Source organism: Pseudochrobactrum mosebachae, from assembly GCF_048914685.1.
Taxonomy (GTDB): domain Bacteria; phylum Pseudomonadota; class Alphaproteobacteria; order Rhizobiales; family Rhizobiaceae; genus Pseudochrobactrum.
In genome coordinates this window covers 2,022,491-2,039,498 of record NZ_CP128408.1, presented here as the reverse complement: position 1 = coordinate 2,039,498, position 17,008 = coordinate 2,022,491, and the positions used below count along the sequence as shown (strand labels likewise).

The window sequence follows — 17,008 nt, the reverse complement described above, 5'->3', positions numbered from 1 at the left end:
TTTATACCCGCGTCTGACCGTTACCGCGCACGCGATATTTAAACGATGTCAGCTGCTCAACACCAACAGGTCCGCGCGCATGCATCTTACCGGTGGCAATGCCGATTTCAGCCCCCATACCAAACTCGCCGCCATCAGCAAATTGTGTCGAGGCATTATGCAGCAAAATAGCTGAATCAATCTCATTAAAGAAGCGCTCGACAACCAGATTATCTTCAGCAATCACAGCTTCCGTATGATGCGATGAATAGCGGTTGATATGCGCCAAAGCACCATCAATCCCATCAACCAGCGCCACTGAAATAATCGCATCGAGATATTCCGTTGACCAATCCGCATCGGTGGCAGCGTCACACTGGCTGTAAAGGGCACACACCTCTTCACTACCGCGAAGGGTGCAACCGGCCGCAACCAGCGCATCCAAAACTGGGGTCAAATGGCTTGCCGCCGCTTTACGGTCAATGAGCAAGGTTTCCGCAGCGCCGCAAATACCGGTGCGGCGCATTTTGGCATTAACGGTCACAGCTTCAGCCATCGCAATGTCTGCACTGGCATCCACATAAAGATGGCACAGCCCTTCAAGATGCGCAAAAACCGGCACCCGTGCCTCTTCCTGCACGCGCGCAACCAGACTTTTGCCACCACGTGGCACAATCACATCGACCGTCCCATTCAAACCTTTGAGCATTTCGCCGACCGCTGCACGATCTGTGACCGGCACCATCTGAATTGCGGCTTCCGGCAATCCGGCAGATTTCAAACCTTCTGCCAAAGCAGCATGAATTTCGCGTGAGGAATGTACAGAATCTGAACCGCCACGCAAAATAACCGCGTTACCGGCTTTCAGGCACAAGGCTCCGGCATCCGCGGTCACATTCGGGCGGCTTTCATAAATCACGCCGATCACACCAAGCGGCGTACGCACACGCTCAATATGCAAGCCATTAGGCCGATCCCAAGCGGTTATCACTTCGCCAACCGGATCTTTCAGCGCGGCAATCGCACGAATGCCATCGGCCATAGCGCGGATACGTGTTTCATCAAGCTTCAGACGATCAATAAAAGATGCAGCCGTACCCGCCTCCTCTGCTGCCGCCACATCAAGAACATTGGCATTGAGGATCAGGTCTTTACGGCGCAGCAAAGCTTCAGCCATACCAATCAGTGCGGCATGTTTGCGCTCGCCAGAGGCAATCGAAAGTGGGCCGGCAGCTACACGCGCTTTGCGCCCAATCTCCAGCATAATATCGACTACAGACAGTTCTTCAGCCATCAGACACTCTCCTCAAGCACAGCCTGCACCGCTTCACGGCTGCCACGCACGACCAGATCATTGCGATGCACCATCGACGAGCGGGCAAAATAACCAAGTATAGCTTCAATTTCACTGCTTTTATGACCGGCAATTCTCAAAGCATCACCGGCATCATAACCGGCAAGGCCGCGGGCAACTTCCATACCCTGCATATTGACAATAGACACAGTATCACCGCGCTGGAAATCCCCGTGCACTTCACGCACACCGGCAGGCAGCAAAGACTTGCCTGATTTCAGCGCTTTCAAAGCACCATCATCAATAACCACTCGCCCTGCGGCTTCCAGATGACCGGAAATCCACACTTTCCATGCATTCACCGGCGCATGGGACGGCATAAACAAAGTGGAACGCTCACCCTTGTCAATTGCAGCCAGCGGATTCATCCGGATACCGGATGTAATAATCATCGCTGTGCCTGCGGCATTGGCAATCTTACCGGCATCAAGCTTGGTTTTCATCCCGCCACGCGACAATTCGGATGCAGCTGCACCCGCCATTGCCTCAACATCCGGTGTAATCGCCTCAACCAGTGGCAGAAATTCAGCATTCGGGTCTTTATGCGGCGGCGCGGTGTAAAGACCGTCAATATCCGATAATAAGATCAGCAGATCAGCGCCCAGCATGGTGGCAACACGTGCTGCCAGCCGGTCATTGTCACCATAGCGGATCTCATTGGTTGCCACAGTGTCATTTTCATTGATGACCGGTACAGCTTTAAGCCTCAGCAATGTTTCAATTGTTGCACGGGCATTCAGATAGCGGCGGCGTTCTTCTGTATCCGACAGTGTCAGCAACACCTGTCCGGCAACAATATTATGCGCGCCCAGCACATCCGCATAGGCTTTAGCCAAAGCGATCTGTCCGGCAGCAGCAGCAGCCTGACTTTCTTCAAGCTTCAATGTGCCGGCAGGCAGACCCAGCACAGTGCGTCCCAATGCAATCGCACCGGAAGACACCACAAGCACTTCCACACCTTGCATCTGCAGGGCGGCAATATCCGCCCCCAGACTTTCCAGCCAGAGTTGCTTCAGGCCCTTAGCGCGATCCACCAACAGCGCCGAGCCGATTTTTACAACAATACGACGATAGCTTTTCAGCGCCCCGATCGACATTACCCGCTCACTTATTTCTTGCATCAGCCTTGGCTGCCAACAAGTCCGCCTCTTCTGCACGGCTTTGCTCAATAATGCGAGCCAGCTCACGCAGCGTGGTTTCAATACCCTCGCGGCTTACCGCAGAGAGCAACATCGGCTCGCGACCACAGGCCTTTTTCAGCGCTTTGATCTTTTCTTTGCGTGCATCCGGATCAAGCGTATCTACCTGAGACAATGCTACGATTTCCATCTTATCGGTCAGGCCATGGCCATAGGCCTCAAGCTCACCACGGATCACGCTATAGGCTTTCGCAACATCTTCTTCCTGCGCTGAAATCAAATGCAACAGCACACGGGTACGCTCAACATGGCCAAGGAAGCGGTCACCAAGACCAATACCTTCACTTGCACCCTCAATAAGACCCGGAATATCCGCAATCACGAATTCACGCGCATCAACCCGCGCAACACCAAGATTTGGATGAAGCGTGGTAAACGGATAATCCGCAATTTTCGGTTTGGCCGCAGTAACGCTGGCAAGAAAGGTCGATTTTCCGGCATTGGGCAGTCCAACAAGTCCGGCATCAGCAATCAGCTTCAAACGCAGCCAGAGCGTGCGCTCAATACCTTCAAGACCTGGATTGGCACGACGTGGCGCCTGATTGGTTGAGGTTTTGAAATGCAGGTTACCGAAACCGCCATTACCGCCTTTTGCAAGACGATAGCGCTGGCCAACAGTGGTCAAATCGCAAATCAGCGTTTCATTGTCTTCTTCAAAAATCTGCGTACCAACCGGAACTTTCAGGATGACATCATCCCCCTTACCGCCGGTCATATTGCGACCCATACCATGCATACCGGTTTGCGCCCGGAAATGCTGCTGATAGCGATAATCAATCAAGGTGTTGAGACCGTTAACAACCTCAGCCCAGACGTCACCGCCACGACCGCCATCACCGCCGTCAGGACCGCCGAACTCAAGAAATTTCTCACGCCGGAACGAAACCGCACCAGCACCACCATTACCGGCGCGGATATAAATTTTTGTCTGGTCGAGAAATTTCATGTGCTTACCTTTTCCGGCAAAACCGGTTATCGGACAGTCCGACAGTGAGAGACGAAAATTGCAGTCTTAAGCGCTTGCAAATCCAAATGTAATATTTGTCTGAGCCAATACAGCAAAAAACCTGACTTGAAAACTGCCGGACATAAGAGTTACTCACTATACATACCATATAGCCATGCATGTATGCTGTCTGGCTCAGGTTCTGGCTCTACGCTCAGCACCTTTTAGAGTTAGAGCGGATATTTTCTCTTGAAGAAAAAACACTCCATTTATTTTACACGCAATTTGCTCCGAAATTGCTACATCTTTCGGGATGCGCTCTAATCATTGACCGGAACCACGTAATTCCAGCCAATGCTGACGTGTCATCACATAGCATTCTACCGGTATATCGCCATCAAGACCTGATACACCAACGGCAGAACCAGTGTGTTTAAAGCCACATTTTTCAATAACCCGCCTTGATCCGGCATTACGGCTTTGCGCGCTGATATAGACCTGTTCCAGCGACAGACTACGAAATGCCAAATCAATCAGCACGGTTGTTGCCTCGGTTGCATAGCCTTTGCCCCAATAAGGCTCGCCCAGCCAATAACCAATTTCAAAGCCCGGTCCGTATTTATGGTCGTGCAATGTGATACAGCCGATAAACTCACCGGTCTCGGCAAGTGTTATTGCATACACAAACTGCCCCACAGCACCCGATGCAGCACGCTCGGCAAAACCTTCAGCCATTTCACGCGAATAAGGATGCGGCATTCTCGCCAGCATCCGTGCCACATTCAGATTATTGGCGAGCTGCGTCATCGCATCCACATCTTCTTCATGAGGTGGCCGCAAAACCAAGCGCTCGGTAATCTGAACAGGAGACTCCCGCACAACAACATCACCACCATAAGCGCCGGTGAGCCCTGCACCTTTCAGGTCAATATCAGGCAATCCGCTGGTCAGGTTTTTTGTCTGTTTGTCGTCATCGTGCAAAAATGCATCGGCGGGTGTTTTTGTCATGGGCATTTTCAGACCACTTATGGCCGTCCTCCGATTAAATAAAAAGGGGAGATGGTTTCCCATCTCCCCTTCAATATTTTGCCCGGATTAGAAGGCTTCACATATCGGGTTCAACAGGAACACCGGCATATGAATGGAGCACCGGTTACTCCGCAGCTTCCGCCACTGGATTCACAGATACAAAGGTACGGCCATTTGCTTTGGTCTTGAAAGAAACAACGCCGTCTGCCTTAGCAAACAAGGTATGATCTGTACCCATGCCTACATTTGAACCCGGATGCCATTTTGTACCGCGCTGGCGAACAATGATGTTGCCTGCGATAACAGCTTCGCTACCGAACTTTTTTACGCCTAAGCGTTTTGACTCTGAATCGCGACCGTTACGCGATGAACCGCCAGCTTTTTTATGTGCCATCGGTAATCTCCTTTAATTCGTTAATTACTCAGCTGCTTCAACTGCAGCAGCTTCAGCCTTTGGCGCAGCCTTTTTAGGCGCAGCTTTGGCTTTCTTCGATGGCTTGGCACCACCGGTGAGGATTTCCGAAATGCGGATTGTCGTCAGTTCCTGACGATGACCGCGGGTACGCTTGGAATTCTGACGACGACGCTTTTTAAACGCAATCACTTTCTTCGCACGACCCTGCTCAACCACTTCAGCGGTTACAACAGCACCAGCAACGAGTGGCGCGCCAACAGTTGCACTGTCGCCTTCACCAACCATCAGAATTTCTACGAATTCTACAACATCACCGGCTTCACCGGCAACTTTTTCAACTTTAATCACATCATTGGCGGCAACGCGATACTGCTTACCACCTGTCTTGATGACTGCGAACATTTGTTTTCCTTTCGGGTTGTTCGTTTCCGGCTCTCCCGTTTGGCGGGGGCCGTCTTCTTGTCAGTCGTGACAGTTTAATTATCTATCGTAACAAAAACATATGTTTAAGGTCTGATAAACACAGAAAAAATCCAAAGAGGTTTCTCACCCTCTTGCGACTTGGCGGCATATAGTGCGAAAAACGCCGCCGCGTCAAGGTTTTTAAGGTCCTGAAACGGGATATATACGAAATAATGACTTTAAGACAACGATTAGGCCTTGTCTAAATTTTCCACCCGCGTTATGAGCGCTACGCACATTCAGCAAATCGCATGATTTTGATATTGCATAAGGGCTATCGGCTTTTAGGGCACATATCATGACTAAAGCGGAGAGGTGGCTGAGTGGTTGAAAGTACCGCACTCGAAATGCGGCGTGGGGGCAACTCCATCGTGGGTTCGAATCCCACCCTCTCCGCCAGTTAATCTACATAAGATATTGATTTTATTGTAGTTGGAACACAACTAGAAAATCAAGCCCATCACTCAGCCCATCATGTCATTTTATTAAATTCCCTAGTTTGCAAAATTGCAGCTGTGGATAATTACATACTTGCCAAATGATACTGTCTGAGATTATCTGATTTGCATAGTGACCAATAGAGTCGCTCAATTTTCACATATGCGCATGACGTGCTCCCGATTGTTTACTTGCTGCTTCGCGGCAAGACGGAGTTCGTCATGAGTTCAAATGTTTCCCCTTCCCTTTTCGATAATAGCTCTGCAATTGCTGCAACAAAGCGAGCTGCTCAGAACCCATATGCCCTCGCTACTGGGAAAGAGGAACCATTCCAAGCCTCCCCGCAATCAGCACCAGCACTTACTAAACCAGTCCGAAAAGCATCTACTACTGCAAAAGTTCCAACGGGTTATGTCACCCCGAGCACAGAGACTGAAGTTTATTTAACAGCCATACAAGTTGCTCAAAGACTGTCTATTGGCAAAGCAACGGTATGGCGCTGGACGAAATATAATGATGACTTCCCTAATCCAGTCCGCTTTACCAACGGGGCCACACGCTGGCGGTTAAGTGATCTTATGGCCTTTGAAACACGCGCACTGATGGGAGCATAATCATGCTTGCACCATCAAAGCTAAATTGTGGGCAGAAAACCAAACGCTCAGCACAAGCCCACCTCATTTACACTTCAAACGACGTTATTGAATTATTTGGGATTGCACCCAACACCCTAACCGCTTGGAAGAAGCTGGGGCTCCCCTTCGTGCGCAGCGCCAGCGATCTCTATTTAGGGCAAGATCTCAACGGATTTCAGAAATGGCACAAACATAGGCGCCGTATTCCGCTAGAAAAAACAGAGGTTTATTGCGTTCACTGCAAACAGAAACATTCTCTTCATGATCACGCATACAGCATGAGACACAGTGAGATTGGAAGCGACCACCTGGCTCTTACTTGCCCTGTTACTGGCAAAGAAGCCCATCGCTTCGTTTCAGCCACTGAATTACGGCTTATCGAAGGAGAACTTAACCCCAATAACAGAACCGACCAAGACGACTATAATGTCACTCAGATTGGCTCTAAAATTGCGATTTCTTCATCACCTAAATCAATGATCAAAAATTCTGCCAATTTGATCCTGCGTTACGAATACCAAATCTACCTCAAACAGGTTGAAGGCTTTTCCACCAAGACTATCCTTGCCGTACTCCGCCATATCGCCCAATTCGATGACCACCTACAACATGCAGACTATAAGACCGTGCATCGCGATGATGTCATCGCCTATAAAGCCAAAATTGAAGCCAGGCTTTCCGCCATAGATCAAGAACACCGATCAGCATCAACAATCGTTCACAGCCTCATCAATCTGAAGAAATTTTTTCAGTGGTTAGAATTAAAGACCGACGTAAAGCTTTCTAGCGCTGGTCTTGGGGAGTATTTTTCTCCGTCACGAGAGCTGGGCGCCTTGGCGTCAGTTTCGACCACTGAGCAGTTCATTCCGTCACTAGAGCAACTGCGTGATCTGATTACCGCTATGCCACATGATAGTTTTGTTCATAGACGCGATCGTGCGATCCTTGCATTCCTCACATTAAGTGGCGTTCGCATCAGTGCCCTTTTGAGCCTTCAAGTTCAACATATTGACGTAGAAAACCGCAGTATCTTTCAAGATGCCCGTATGGTTCGAACCAAAAACAACAAAACCATGCGGACAAAATGGTTCCCGGTAGGCGATGACATTGAGGAAATCGTCAAGGAATGGATTGCTGAACTCATAGCAAATGGCGGACATTCGACCGATCCACTGTTTCCACGCGCTATGGATCCAATCCGTCATTTATATGAGAAAAATTATACAGCTCCGCTTATGGACCAGGGAACAGTGCGCCAAATCATCAAACGTGCCTGCAAAGCCATTGGCATTCTAAGCTTTAATCCTCACGCCATTCGCGCTACTTTAGCACTCTATGGTCAAGAGCTATGCCGCAATCCGAAACAGTTTAAAGCCTGGAGCCAAAATCTCGGCCACGAGAATGTTGCTACCACTGACAATTATTATGCGAAGCTTGATGTGAATGAGCAATTCACTGTGCTCGACAACCTTAGAACAACCAGCGCCTCGACCGAAATGCAAAACCTCATGCACCTCCTCCCCAGCCTACCTCCCGACCAGGTACTTCTGCTCGCCAACGTAGCCAAGGGCTTTGTTCAAAATGGTTAGCCTAGAGACTCTTGCTACATGAAGGACAAGCTACTCTCATAAAATACCCTTCTTCTTAGCACCAAGGGCATAAAGCCACTTCCTGAAAAGCCGTAAATGGCGCTTCTCTGATCGAGATTATTATAAACAGTGCCGCTTCCGGATTTTCAGGAAGTGGCATTAAACATACAAAACTGCGATATTGCGTTGAATATTCTTCAATTTCCCGTCGCAAAGCCACATTTCCACTAAAGCTGCTCGATATTTACACGAAACAATTCTGCTCCACTTCCTGAAAATCCGGAGATGGCTCAAATTCCTCTAAGTAATTGATTGTTCACTGTTCGGTACACGCTTTGCGATAACAGCACCATCTCAACATTGGTGTGAAATTTGCCTTGAGCCTAACAAGTTTGAATCCCTAGATTTATTTGATCCCAACCAGGATCATTCCTAATGCCAGGACCTGTTGTCAAATGTTGACATCGCAAACAAAGTTTACACTTGCCTGGCAAAAAATGGCAGCCTACCACTTAAAGCATCAATCTTAGCCATGATGATAACTGAGTAAAAACGGAGACATTTCGTGTTACGGGAAAAACTACTCTCCTTAAAAAACATCTCGGCTAATCACATCGAAATTGAAGTACGTCATCAAGACCAACTCTTCGAAACTATGATAGATGGCAATCGTGATTGCCTTTATAAACTTCCTTTATTTATAAATTCAGTTTTCAACGCCGAGTTAGCATCTGACCTCTTATCAGACATATGCACTTGCCGCTGGTCATTCGAGCCACTTACAACCGATGAAATGGGCACTTTCAAGTTATATCATTCATGTGATCCATATGCGCATTATAAGCTTATGGAACTATCAATTGAAATCAAACGACTAGATTTAGTTAATGCACTTATGGATCTATGCAAACAGATCGCATGGCATGAGAATTTTGCTCATGGCTATCTATTTTGGATTTCTGAAAGCTGTATAAATCTTGATGGATTTTATAAGTTGATAGATATGGAGTGGAGCGCAGGTGTGCAGATAGGCCATTTTATAGATGATTACGATAAAAAAACAGCCCATGAAGACCAGCGCTTTAATGAGCAATTCCCCCTAACGGTTTATCAAACGGATATTTTAACTACCGCACGGAAAATGTTACTGACACGAACAATGCCTAAACATACAATTGGTGAAATGGGCTTCACAGTCCGACTATCCGAATGATTGCACCATTCAACAGAAATACCTCTAATTTAATCTCACCGGTCATCAGTAGGATAACAGTGCAAAACACCGTGCAGGTTTAGAACCAATAGTAGTCTCATTCGGTATACGTTCGTATTTGTAAACGCGCACTGTAATTTTTTTTGATATCTCTAAACACGCCACGCCTACAGAGATAAAATTTAATCTATTCTCGAAATTTTTAGAAGACTTGCCTGAGTTGGCTCGTAAACATAATTCGAAATACTACCATCGATGATACGCTCAACAACCTCATCAATAACAAACAATGGCACTAGAAACCACTCACGCGGAATAACTGGATTACCAAAGCGATCTTTCAAACCTACATCCAAGCGCGCCCTATCGAACACACGATGAATAAGCTTCTCAAGCTTAGTCCGATTGATATTAAAAAGCTTATAAGTCGCTACAATTTCTACATCAGCTAGTAGAAAGGTTGCATCGATCTTCGCATTAGCAATTCGCTTTTCAACATCACCACCAGTGACACCGATTTTATGAAATAGCTCACGATTTGCAGCTATAGTGGGGCTATCAGATAGACTACGGAGAACGTAAATCGTTCCGCTTTCACTATCTTCGTCACTCACCGTCTCGGCAAAAAGAGGCCCTGCCGAAGGCTCCGATATACGGCGTCCAGCCTCATCTTTGTAAAGAGCACGCTGTAAGGACCGTAGTAATAAATTACTCTCGGTACCATTCGAATATATTACTCGTAACCGAGCATCAGATTCACCATTTGGCGCTTTGATTGGCTCCCCCACTTCAGCCACATATAATGTCTGCCCGCCGAGGATAAAAAACTGCCCAACTGTAACTTCAGCTTTCGAAAAACCTGCATCTTTTACAAATGGACGCGTAGAACGAGTTCCTGCCTTTAAATCAGCCTGAACACGTTCAAAAACCGGTTTAAAATTATCAAAGTCCTCACAGCGCTCACGATTGGCAATTTCTTCGGCGGCTTGTTTTTCAGCGGTCGACCGAACATGGGTCAAGGTCGTTATTTCTGTAGCTTCTATCTCCACGCCCAGCTCTGCGAGTAAAGCCTCATCATCTAGCTCATCAATTGTCGATTGAGCAATGCCATCAATAGAGCTAAGCAGTCTTTGGGTATCAAGGGGTGCAACAAGTGCCCTACACTCCTCAAGTTCACGTATCCGATCCAGTCTGACTGCATAAAGCCGTTCAAAGATATCCCGTTCTTCACCATGGCGTGGAACATAACCATGCTCATCTACAAAGCGCTGTATTTCTTCAAAACCGGCAATAATGCGCTCTTCACGTGGCGTACGACTAGAAAGCTTCTTAGCCTCAATCTCTATACCCAGCTCGTCCAGAAGTGCATCATCATCATCGGTAAAGTTAGCCATTAGCGGCCTCCGCTTTCATACGCGCTAAGAAAGCAACGCCTTCCGCCATACGCTTTTCCCACGCGTCGCTTGCTGTCAATGAAGGCAGACGACCGCGTTCCTGTTTAAATTTCAACGCACGGCGAGCAAGATCACGCGCTTCTTCGGGTGATAATTTGATCTTTTTGCCTGCAATAACTGATGCAACCTGTTTAAGGCTGTCTTCACTCATTGATTTAGCAAGGATCGAATAGGCCTCTCCGAAAGGATTAATCCGATCAATAAGATCAATATCAAGCTCTTTGACATCCATAGCGAATTTACGAACGCCGTCAATGAGCGCGGTATTGGCAGACTTTAAACCATCATTGTTTGGATTAAGCACAGCCTTCGCCTGCTGGGTCAGATTTAACGCAGCGATTGCATGCTGACGAACTGCTTCCTGATCAACATCATCGAGTTCGGGGTATTTATCCTTGATGATTTTGCCCAGACGCACTTGCGTCAATTCTTGAGCAACAGTTTCACCGCCCGCGTGCTCACCATCGAAAAGTCCCTTTTCTAAGGAGGTCTTGTCTTGCACAAAGGCCGTGATGACCTCATTAAGATCTTCTTGGCAAATGCGTTGGGCTTCTTTGCTCTTAGGCTCGACTAAACCTTTAATTTCTATCTGAAATTGCCCAGTCTGTTCATTAAACCCAACATTACATTTATTCGGATCATATCCGCTGTCGCCATAATCAAAACCAGACACAGGTGCATTTTCAGGCCGCTTCGGCGTGAAATTGAAGCGAGGGGCGAGGACTTGCTCCATAAGCAAGCTAGCCGCAATAGCCTTCAAAGTATCATTGACCGCTTCAGTAACTGCACCTTCTGACGCATCCGGCTCCGCAATCAAGTTAGTGAAGCGGGCTTTTGTTTTTCCCGGCGCATCACGCGTTGCACGACCAATAATCTGCACGATTTCAGTCAGACTGGAACGATAACCTACCGTTAGTGCGTGTTCACACCAAATCCAGTCAAACCCTTCCTTAGCCATGCCGAGCGCAATAATAATATCGACATGATCACGGTTATTCTTTTGCGATGGATCTTTGAGGGCAGCAGAAACCTTGTCGCGTTTCGACGCATCGTCATTAACAAGATCAGCAATCTTGAGGATTTTGCCCTCTTGGGTTTGAACAAGCTGAAAACCTGTTTCCGGATCGCTACCCTGCCACTCGCCAAGTTCTTCAATGATGTGCTCGACTTCGCGGATTTTATCTTTGGTGCTTTCACGCGAGTTTACCGACGGAATGTGGATGATCGTCTTTTCAGACGGATTAAGAACTTTCAGAATATCGTCCGAATAGGCGTCTGCATAAAAAAAATACCCAATCTCTAAAGATTTCAGATATTTGTAACCGTTGAGCTGCTCATAATAAGTATAGGTAACGGCATCAAACTTGTTTTCATCCTCAGGTGCAAGAACGGCTTCAGCATCCCCTCTGAAATAAGAGCCGGTCATTGCAACGACATGTACCTTGTTACGCGCAATCAACTCACCCAGATGAGCACCAAGTTTATTGTCAGGATTGGCTGACACATGATGAAACTCATCAATGGCAATCAAACACCCATCAAAAGCTTCGAGGCCAAATTTATCGACTGCGAAGCGAAAAGTTGCATGCGTGCAGACCAGCGTCTTATCTTTGCTATCGAGAAAAGACTTTACTGAATTGACTTTACCGCCATCTGTTCCCGGTGCATTGCAAAGGTTCCACTTAGGCTGAACACTCCAATCCCAATGAAAACCGAATTTACGCAATGGCTCATCTGCAAAACTGGAGCCAATCGACTTTTCCGGAACAACAATGATTGCCTGTTTCACCCCTTGATTATGCAGCTTATCAAGCGCAATAAACATCAGAGCACGGCTTTTACCGGATGCTGGTGGCGATTTAATCAGCAAATATTGTTCACCGCGTTTTTCATAAGCGCGTTCTTGCATTGCGCGCATGCCAAACTCATTCGCTTTTGTTGACGAGCCATTCTGAGCATAAGAAACTGAAACTGATGGTACTGATTTAATATTACTCATTTTTCTGCCCCTGAGCGAAAATGCGCTTCAAATGCTTTTACGCTTCCGTAAGTCTCAGCAACGCGCGTCTGGACTTTACGCATCATATCGGAACCTCTCTCAGGCCAAGCATGATGCTCAAACATCTTTTCATACGAGCCAAAATGCGCTTTTGCTATTTCAGAGATGACTTTAGCATCGCCGCCTGGGGTGTAATGACTATGCATTATGTTTCACTTCCCCACGCTCGAGGAAATCAGGCAACACACTTGCAACAGCATCAAATTCCGCTTTGAATTTGTTCATCAGTCCTTCAATTTTTACAAAGATTTCTTCGCTGTTTTGTATATCGTCAACATTGACGGTGTTGCTGCGGAAAAACCGGGAAAACTTTGCCCCTTCAACCTGTGCGCCCTTTGAAAAGGCGATATTCAGTTGGTTATCGCGATTCAAAGCTTCAATACTTTCAATCAGAGCTTTTCGGAATTCATAATCGTGAAGCGATCCAACTTCAGCGGTAAGCTTTAGGTAGCCTCCGTTTTTGTTATTGTGCTTGCCAATCTCTATCCAGCAGATAACCGGCAGACCCGCCCACCAATTTTCGCATCCCTTCCAGCTTCTCCCAAATTTCCCCAATGCATCATGCCAGCTTACGGGAATAAAACTGAAATGGCGGTCGTTTAGGCCGGTGTAAACGTAACTACGCCCTTTGACATCAAATGTTTGACCATGTTCTGGATTATCGCCAAACAAACGATGCCCAGCCAATGCGAAGTCTGATGCAGCTCCATGCTCCAGAATAAAGTCGAGAACTTTCTTATGGTCACGATATAATTGGCGTGCCAGAATTTCCATTTCGGTTCGTTCTTTGCTCTTACCCATCAATTCCTCCAGAACATGCAAATAATGGGTCAGAAAAGTCGTGACCTCGGGCTGAAGCTGGTAAGCTTCGGTGTTGAGATATAATTTCAAAAATGTGCAAATGGCTTCATAGCGGATAGGCACATATTCGCCATCCTCTGGTGCTTCTTCATTTAACGTCAGAAATATACCGGAAACTTCCAACTGCTTTTCTGTATCCGTTGCCTGAGTGCGGTATAGTTCCTCGACGCGCTGCCGATATTCACTCAACTGGTTTTTCCGCTGGGTGCTGTAAACCTTATTCTCGATAATGAAAGCCCAACGGCTTTGTGGTGAGAGAATGAAAATATCAATATTCTTCCATTCACAGCGCACTTCCGCATCGCGTAAATCCGCCTGCGATATCTGTATGGCATTGGGTTTTTTATGCCCATTGCCCCGAAGAGCTTCCGCAAGAAACGCCTTCAAGAAACTATCCGCAAGGCCGTGCGTTTCTTTCGGATCCAACAGCCAAGCAAGAATGGCGGAATGGCGAATTTCCATTCCCTCCATTTTCATCACCTTGATAGGATTGAACTTATTCAGATGCTTTTCAATGGATGATAAAGCTTCATTATTGACGAAAAGCTGCTCCAGCTTATCATAAGATGGCTCATATTGTTCCCCCGCCCCACTGCTCATGCGCTTTTCCTGCTCCCCGGCTTTGCGGTCATTTTGGTATAAAGCTCAAACAGCTTTTCTAACCGTTCAGTGTCGTTACGGAAACGGCGACCAATATAAATGCGCTCCAGCACCTCATCATTACGCTCATGAGCAGCGCGTAGATTAGCTGGCATCTTGCTCTCGCCATCTTTAACTTCATAGAGATCTGCAATCGTCGCAGGATAATGCGTTTCTCGAGCAATAAGTATTTGTTCAGCGCAGCGTTCCAGATCGGTTTTATTCTTTTCGGTAAGCTGAGGAACAGGGAAAGTGTTCCAGCCAAGTGTGTTTGAGTAGCGGTAATCCTCTTTAATTTTCCCGCAAACAGTAGCCGCCCAAACAAGGTGGAGTTTTGATGAGAAAATAGCGAAGTCCAGAAGACGCAGCCCATACATGGCTATAGCGCTATCACCAATGACTGTATTTTCGTCAACCAAGATCGATGGCAAATAAGGTCTATTTTCGGAGCTATGTCTTGGTATTAGCAGTGCAACTCCTTCTCTATGTCGGCGCTCTCCAAATGCGTGTGGAACACTTGCAAGTAAATTAGTTTCTGGCCTATCGCTTTTTAATCTGTGATTTTTTACGATCTCAATTCTTTGAAGTATCTCAGGTATTTCCTTCGCCGCTTCAATCTCTCCCTCATCTATCCACAAGCAATACCTCATGTCCCCCTGAATACTGTCATTCGACCCTAGAAATTTTCTGCATAATTTAGTTGCACTAGGACGCTTACTAGTAAGATCTCGATACTCATCAATGCTGAAAAGCAAGCCGCCATTATCATTTGGCATTGAGCCGTTTGTCATAGGTGTCAGCTCAGATAGTACTTTTCTCGAGCCACCCACAATTGTATTTTGGTCTGGAACTAGGTACGGACCGATGTAGTTTGCACTAAGCATATGTCCTGAGTCGTACAGCTTTTTCTGTTTACTGTTCTTTTTTCCTATCCCGATGATCGAAACGATAACGGCAGCTTTCTTTGAGGCTAAGTTGCTCCAAAGAAATGAAGGCTCTGCAAACTGAATTTCTAAATCGTCACCTAAGAATGCAGGCCAAAATAACGCTACCTGCCTTCCTTGACATATGCTGTTTGTTGTCACGAAGGCAAAAGCTCCGCCATGTTCCGAAACATAGCGTCGAGCTTTGATAAACCATCCGGAAACGTAGTCCGCTGATTTAGTCGATTTAATTTCCCCTTGGAAGGCAATTTCTAGATCTCTTTTCTGATCTGGTTTCTGATCTTGACTTCCCAGATAGGGAGGATTCCCACAGATATAAGTCTCTCCCCCTTCATTCTCGAAGTCGATCTGAGCTTGGTCAAGAGGCAAGTTAAAAAGATCGTCTGCTTGAAACTTAACAGCCTTGCCCTCAGGCTTACATATGCTTGTCCATTCAAGGCGGAGTGCGTTCTCACTGGTGATCCAGTTTTGGCTGTCCAGCGGTAGGAACTCTGCTAAGGCCTCTTTCTGCCCTCGATAGGTCACATCACATTGGTATTCTGCGATAATGAGTGCAAGACGCGCAATCTCAGCCGAAAAATGACGCAGCTCTATACCACGAAAATTCGTCAGCGGGATTTCAGTGCGCCTTACGAGTTCGTTGCGTCGTTTGTTGATCTCAGCCTCAATCTCGCGCATCTGCTTATAGGCAATCACCAAAAAATTACCCGAGCCGCAAGCCGGGTCGAACACACGAATGCGCGCCATGCGATTGCGTAAGTTCAACAATTTACGCGTATTATCGCCTGCCTCTTCAAGCTTTTCACGCAGGTCATCAAGAAATAACGGATTAAGCACCTTCAGAATATTGGGTACGCTGGTGTAATGCATACCCAATGCACCGCGCTCTTCATCATCCGCAACCGCCTGAATCATTGATCCAAAAATGTCCGGATTGATTTTTGTCCAATCAAGTCTGCCAATATGAATGAGATAGGTGCGCGCAATTTTAGAAAATTTTGGCGTTTGTGTGCTACCAGAAAATAAGCCACCATTCACATAGGGAAATTGATCTGCCCAGCGCGGAAGATTGGCCGTTGCCCGCTGATTAATCGCGGTATTCATCGCACGAAAGATTTCCGAAATCACTTCATGCGTATTTGTAGAATCCTTGGCGCTCATCTGCTCAACGGTCTGGGTGAATAGGCCTGTCCCGTTGAAAATATCCGTATCCTCTGCGAAAAAGCAGAAAATCAGCCGCGCCATAAAGTGGTTCATCTCTTCACGGCGTTCTGCACTGCCCCAGTCAGGATTATCCTTCAAAAGTTCAACATATAGGCGGTTTAGGCGCCCAGTCGCCTTAATGTCAAAGGCGCTTTCTTTGATTTGCTGAACAGCCGAAATACCCGCAAGGCTTAAGAAAAAACCAAAATGATCGGGAAAATCTGCATATTTGCAGACAATGACCTCACCGCTATTGAGGTCTTCCGCCTGAAAATCAATGCCATCCGTGGCAAGGATAAACTTGGCCTTATTGCGTGCTGTCGTCGGGCTATCTTTCAGCGCTATAAGCGTCTGCGTAACCGTACCTTCTGCAGCAACCTTAATATGAATATTATTGGTTTGCAGGAGCCCGCCGATATCCGACTTATTGGTGTCACCACTTCTAAGCCGCTTCAGTGTAGTTTCTTTTGCACCAAATGCCTGAATGAAGGAGAACGGAAACTCTACGGCATCAAAAGGCTGTTCAGCGAGTGCGGATATTGCCTCTTCGATTTCAACAGCATTCATAAACCAACTCCTTCATTTCAGA

At 47.0% G+C, this 17,008-nt stretch carries 14 protein-coding genes and 1 tRNA gene; 4 read left to right on the top strand and 11 right to left on the bottom strand.

Going from position 1 to position 17,008, the window contains the following annotated elements; all coding sequences use genetic code 11:
* Window position 1 precedes the first annotated feature (1 nt).
* From MP213Fo_RS09385 to rplU, 6 genes are all read right to left on the bottom strand, one after another.
* Entirely contained in the window at window positions 2–1,273 is a 1,272-nt protein-coding gene (locus tag MP213Fo_RS09385) for a glutamate-5-semialdehyde dehydrogenase (RefSeq protein WP_421088770.1), read from the bottom strand.
* On the bottom strand, window positions 1,273–2,430 hold the full coding sequence (gene proB / locus MP213Fo_RS09380; RefSeq protein WP_421091086.1) for a glutamate 5-kinase: 1,158 nt from the start codon (window positions 2,428–2,430) through the stop codon (window positions 1,273–1,275). Before proB ends, MP213Fo_RS09385 begins: the two co-directional genes overlap by 1 nt.
* Window positions 2,431–2,437: 7 nt before the next feature.
* Window positions 2,438–3,478 carry a GTPase ObgE gene (gene obgE / locus MP213Fo_RS09375; RefSeq protein ID WP_421088769.1) on the bottom strand — a complete coding sequence of 347 codons (1,041 nt, stop codon included), beginning with the start codon at window positions 3,476–3,478 and terminating at the stop codon, window positions 2,438–2,440.
* A 324-nt stretch (window positions 3,479–3,802) separates the two neighbouring features.
* Window positions 3,803–4,486 carry a GNAT family N-acetyltransferase gene (locus MP213Fo_RS09370; RefSeq protein WP_421088768.1) on the bottom strand — a complete coding sequence of 228 codons (684 nt, stop codon included), beginning with the start codon at window positions 4,484–4,486 and terminating at the stop codon, window positions 3,803–3,805.
* Window positions 4,487–4,631: 145 nt separating this feature from the next.
* Window positions 4,632–4,901: a 50S ribosomal protein L27 gene (gene rpmA / locus MP213Fo_RS09365; protein WP_421088767.1), complete on the bottom strand. Its 270-nt coding sequence runs from the start codon at window positions 4,899–4,901 to the stop codon at window positions 4,632–4,634.
* 24 nt (window positions 4,902–4,925) lie between these two features.
* Entirely contained in the window at window positions 4,926–5,324 is a 399-nt protein-coding gene (gene rplU / locus MP213Fo_RS09360) for a 50S ribosomal protein L21 (protein WP_421088766.1), read from the bottom strand.
* Window positions 5,325–5,693: 369 nt separating this feature from the next.
* Between rplU and MP213Fo_RS09355 the strand changes: the two genes are divergently transcribed.
* The 4 genes from MP213Fo_RS09355 to MP213Fo_RS09340 all read left to right on the top strand — a co-directional run bounded on the left by MP213Fo_RS09355 (window position 5,694) and on the right by MP213Fo_RS09340 (window position 9,259).
* Window positions 5,694–5,783 (top strand) — tRNA-Ser (locus tag MP213Fo_RS09355).
* A 260-nt stretch (window positions 5,784–6,043) separates the two neighbouring features.
* Window positions 6,044–6,436 (top strand): hypothetical protein, encoded by a 393-nt coding sequence (locus tag MP213Fo_RS09350; RefSeq protein ID WP_421088765.1) that lies wholly within the window; start codon window positions 6,044–6,046, stop codon window positions 6,434–6,436.
* 2 nt (window positions 6,437–6,438) lie between these two features.
* On the top strand, window positions 6,439–8,046 hold the full coding sequence (locus MP213Fo_RS09345) for a tyrosine-type recombinase/integrase (RefSeq protein ID WP_421088764.1): 1,608 nt from the start codon (window positions 6,439–6,441) through the stop codon (window positions 8,044–8,046).
* Between the two features lie 565 nt (window positions 8,047–8,611).
* Entirely contained in the window at window positions 8,612–9,259 is a 648-nt protein-coding gene (locus MP213Fo_RS09340; RefSeq protein ID WP_421088763.1) for a hypothetical protein, read from the top strand.
* 182 nt (window positions 9,260–9,441) lie between these two features.
* On the opposite strand, the gene MP213Fo_RS09335 is transcribed toward MP213Fo_RS09340, so the two are convergent.
* Genes MP213Fo_RS09335 through MP213Fo_RS09315 form a run of 5 tightly spaced genes read right to left on the bottom strand, consistent with a single transcriptional unit; the run spans window position 9,442 to window position 16,986 of the window.
* Complete coding sequence (locus MP213Fo_RS09335) at window positions 9,442–10,653, bottom strand: GIY-YIG nuclease family protein (protein WP_421088762.1); 1,212 nt, start codon at window positions 10,651–10,653, stop codon at window positions 9,442–9,444.
* Window positions 10,646–12,712, bottom strand: a complete 2,067-nt coding sequence (locus tag MP213Fo_RS09330) for a DEAD/DEAH box helicase (protein ID WP_421088761.1) — start codon at window positions 12,710–12,712, stop codon at window positions 10,646–10,648. Before MP213Fo_RS09330 ends, MP213Fo_RS09335 begins: the two co-directional genes overlap by 8 nt.
* On the bottom strand, window positions 12,709–12,918 hold the full coding sequence (locus MP213Fo_RS09325) for a hypothetical protein (protein ID WP_421088760.1): 210 nt from the start codon (window positions 12,916–12,918) through the stop codon (window positions 12,709–12,711). The genes MP213Fo_RS09330 and MP213Fo_RS09325 overlap by 4 nt, the downstream gene beginning before the upstream one ends.
* Entirely contained in the window at window positions 12,911–14,233 is a 1,323-nt protein-coding gene (locus tag MP213Fo_RS09320) for a PD-(D/E)XK nuclease family protein (RefSeq protein WP_421088759.1), read from the bottom strand. The genes MP213Fo_RS09325 and MP213Fo_RS09320 overlap by 8 nt, the downstream gene beginning before the upstream one ends.
* Window positions 14,230–16,986 (bottom strand): class I SAM-dependent DNA methyltransferase, encoded by a 2,757-nt coding sequence (locus tag MP213Fo_RS09315; protein ID WP_421088758.1) that lies wholly within the window; start codon window positions 16,984–16,986, stop codon window positions 14,230–14,232. The genes MP213Fo_RS09320 and MP213Fo_RS09315 overlap by 4 nt, the downstream gene beginning before the upstream one ends.
* Window positions 16,987–17,008: the final 22 nt, after the last annotated feature.